This window comes from Duncaniella muricolitica, from assembly GCF_910574735.1.
In the GTDB taxonomy this organism is placed as follows: Bacteria; Bacteroidota; Bacteroidia; order Bacteroidales; family Muribaculaceae; genus Duncaniella; species Duncaniella muricolitica.
This window is the reverse complement of sequence record NZ_CAJTCF010000143.1, coordinates 1-2,948: the sequence shown is the minus strand read 5'-3', so window position 1 is coordinate 2,948 and position 2,948 is coordinate 1. Positions and strand designations below refer to the sequence as shown.

Here is a 2,948-nt window from a genome sequence, read left to right as displayed (position 1 = left end):
GACATTATAAACAGCTTCATATTTTGTAAAAAAACGATTTACTCTCGTTGGTTGCAACGAGGGAAGTTGTGCATGGGGGAGTACGACAAACCTACCTGAGTAGTTACATATTAAGTTAATGACTGTTAAATAGGGCTTGTCTATTTGGAGAAGTCAAAAAAACTGTCTACCTTTGCATCGCAAAAAGGGAAAACGCCACTGCAAAGCCCTAAATGACGCGAAAATAGCTCAGTTGGTAGAGCACAACCTTGCCAAGGTTGGGGTCGCGGGTTCGAGTCCCGTTTTTCGCTCGAAGAGAACATTCATATCAGAAGCCGATGCATTTTGCCAAGGCTGACAATTGCGAAAATAGCTCAGTTGGTAGAGCACAACCTTGCCAAGGTTGGGGTCGCGGGTTCGAGTCCCGTTTTTCGCTCAAAACCCTCGCATTCTCCCAACAGGAGATGCATCATCCAAATGTCCGGGTGGTGGAATTGGTAGACACGCTACTTTGAGGGGGTAGTGGCCGAAAGGCTGTGTGAGTTCGAATCTCATCTCGGACACTGTAAAAATCCGCAAGTGATTGATTTAAATCCTTGCGGATTTTTCCTTTTTTTAATTTACTCCCCCTTTGTCCCCCACAATTAGGGTCAGTGGATTTCTAAGTGGAGCGAGCTTGAGCTTAAGTTGTTAAATTTTTATTAAATATGCACTCCGGCGACAATCGGCCGAGGGTATATTTATAACTTTGCATTGTATGAACGCGCAAAAGACAAGAATACTGATTGTAGATGACGAGGAGGCTATTAGCGAGGGACTTCGCTCCTATCTCGAACTGGAAGGCTATGAAGTGGATACGGCTCCAAGCGCGGAAGCGGCTCTGGATCTTGACCTTACATCATATGACCTAATGCTTCTCGACATAATGATGGGTGAAATGAGCGGCATCGAACTGGCTGAAAGGCTCAAGTCTTCACGTCTTACTGCCGACATCCCCATAATATTCCTCACAGCCAAGGATTCGGACGATGACATGGTGTCGGGGCTGAATCTCGGAGCCGATGACTATATTGCCAAACCGTTTTCGATGAAAAATGTCCTGGCCCGTATAGGCGCGGTGTTACGGCGTACGTCTGCCCGGCACAGGCATGATGGCGTGAAATGTGACCGCCTCACGCTGACATGTACGGTCGACGGAAATCTTATCAAGCTGCCGCGCAAGGAGTTTGAGATTCTTGCCCTGCTGCTCGAGCACCCTGGCCGGGTGTTTTCGCGCGAGGAACTGCTCAGCCGCATATGGCCCGAGCGGGTGGTTATAACCGACAGGTCGGTCGATGTGCATGTGACACGCCTCCGTAGCAAAATCGTGCCGTATGACAAACATATTTTCACCCGTTCGGGCTACGGTTATGGCTGGCAGGATTAAAATTTCGTTTCACTCGCGCGTACTTATAATTATGTTGCTGATATGCTGGATATCGGCAGGCATATTCATGATATTTCAATACCGGCGAGAGAAGGAGTTCAAGGCTCAATTGCTTGACACCGAATTGCAGATGCACAATGCCCGTATTCTTGACGACTTGCAGCAGGGCGACAGCATCGGTGACATCATACGCCGCATCGGCGCGCCTCTCGACCGTCTGCGCATTACCCTTATTGATATCGATGGCAATGTAATATATGACAACAACGACACGACTCCCTTTCCGGCCACAAACCATAATTCGCGTCCCGAGATACATGAGGCACGTGCCACTGGGACCGGTCATGCCGTGGCACGCTATTCTCTGAGCGACGATGCGACATACTTTTACTCGGCCATGCGTGGCGACAACGGCACGGTCATACGCTCGGCCGCTCCTTACGACCATCCGCTCGAAGAATTTTTGCGTGCCGACCGAAGTCTCATATGGATTACCGCCGGGCTTACAGTCATAATCAGTTTTATCGCCTATCTGGCCACCCGAAAGATTTCGCTGAGTATCACGCGCCTTAACATTTTTGCCGCAAGAGCCGAGAAAGGCGGACAGATATTCAACGACCAGGCGTTTCCCGACGATGAATTAGGCAGCATCGCCGGACACATTGTCAGACTTTATGTGCAGCGTGACCAGAGACATAAGGAGGCCTTGCGTGAGCAGCAGGATAAAATTAGACTGAAAAAACAACTTACCAACGATATCAACCATGAACTGAAAACACCTGTAGCATCAATACTCGTGTGCCTTGACCTGCTACGCGATCACCCCGAACTTCCGGAGGACAAACGTAATGAATTTATAGGCCGAATATATGCCAATGCTCAACGTCTCAGTTTGCTGCTCAAAGATGTGTCAATAGTCACCCGTATGGATGAAGGATCCGGCATGATTGAGAAATCACCCGTCGACCTTAGCGAACTCATTGAATATATAGCGGCCGATGCCCGTCTGCGCACCGATATGACCATTACTGTGACAATGCCGCCGGCCCTTATTGTCAACGGTAACCGGCCTCTGCTCGAATCGATATTCCGTAATCTCATCGACAATGCCATCGCCCATAGCGGAGGTTCTGAAATCATAATCTCGGCTGATGATAGCGGGACATTCATTGTGCGTGACAATGGCCGGGGTGTGTCTGCCGAACATCTACCTCACATATTTGACCGCTTCTATCGTGTTGACAAGGGGCGTTCACGAGCGGCGGGTGGCACCGGGCTGGGCCTCTCGATAGTCCGTAACGCCGTTGCCATTCATGGTGGCGTCATATCTGCGTCGATTGACAACGGGCTCAGATATGACTTCCGTATTCCGACAATTAACAAAAACGCAACAAAAAATCAATAAATAGTCAATACGTTTTTCTGAATTTTGTGTTATATAGAAGTTGTTTAAACTAATTTGATTTGTGAAATTTTTTAAGGAAAATAACGATAAAAGCGAGGAAATTCCAACCTTTCCAACTGGAGACGGTGGTATCGAAGC

At 48.4% G+C, this 2,948-nt stretch carries 2 protein-coding genes and 3 tRNA genes; all 5 read left to right on the top strand.

Features of this window, described 5'->3' with window-relative positions:
- The first annotated feature begins 217 nt into the window (after window positions 1–217).
- The 5 genes from QGT73_RS17115 (at window position 218) to QGT73_RS17095 (ending at window position 2,810) form a co-directional block, all read left to right on the top strand.
- A tRNA-Gly gene (locus tag QGT73_RS17115) sits at window positions 218–290 on the top strand.
- Window positions 291–342: 52 nt separating this feature from the next.
- Window positions 343–415 (top strand) — tRNA-Gly (locus QGT73_RS17110).
- A 43-nt stretch (window positions 416–458) separates the two neighbouring features.
- A tRNA-Leu gene (locus QGT73_RS17105) sits at window positions 459–542 on the top strand.
- Window positions 543–736: 194 nt separating this feature from the next.
- The gene (locus QGT73_RS17100; protein ID WP_280123231.1) at window positions 737–1,405 is read left to right on the top strand and encodes a response regulator transcription factor; all 669 of its coding nucleotides are present in this window, start codon (window positions 737–739) and stop codon (window positions 1,403–1,405) included.
- Between the two features lie 31 nt (window positions 1,406–1,436).
- The gene (locus QGT73_RS17095; protein ID WP_280123230.1) at window positions 1,437–2,810 is read left to right on the top strand and encodes a sensor histidine kinase; all 1,374 of its coding nucleotides are present in this window, start codon (window positions 1,437–1,439) and stop codon (window positions 2,808–2,810) included.
- Window positions 2,811–2,948: the final 138 nt, after the last annotated feature.

Excerpts from the sequence above, each read along its gene's own strand:
- QGT73_RS17100 (WP_280123231.1), top strand. The coding sequence starts at position 737 with ATGAACGCGCAAAAGACAAGAATACTGATTGTAGATGACGAGGAGGCT.
- QGT73_RS17095 (WP_280123230.1), top strand. The coding sequence starts at position 1,437 with ATGTTGCTGATATGCTGGATATCGGCAGGCATATTCATGATATTTCAA.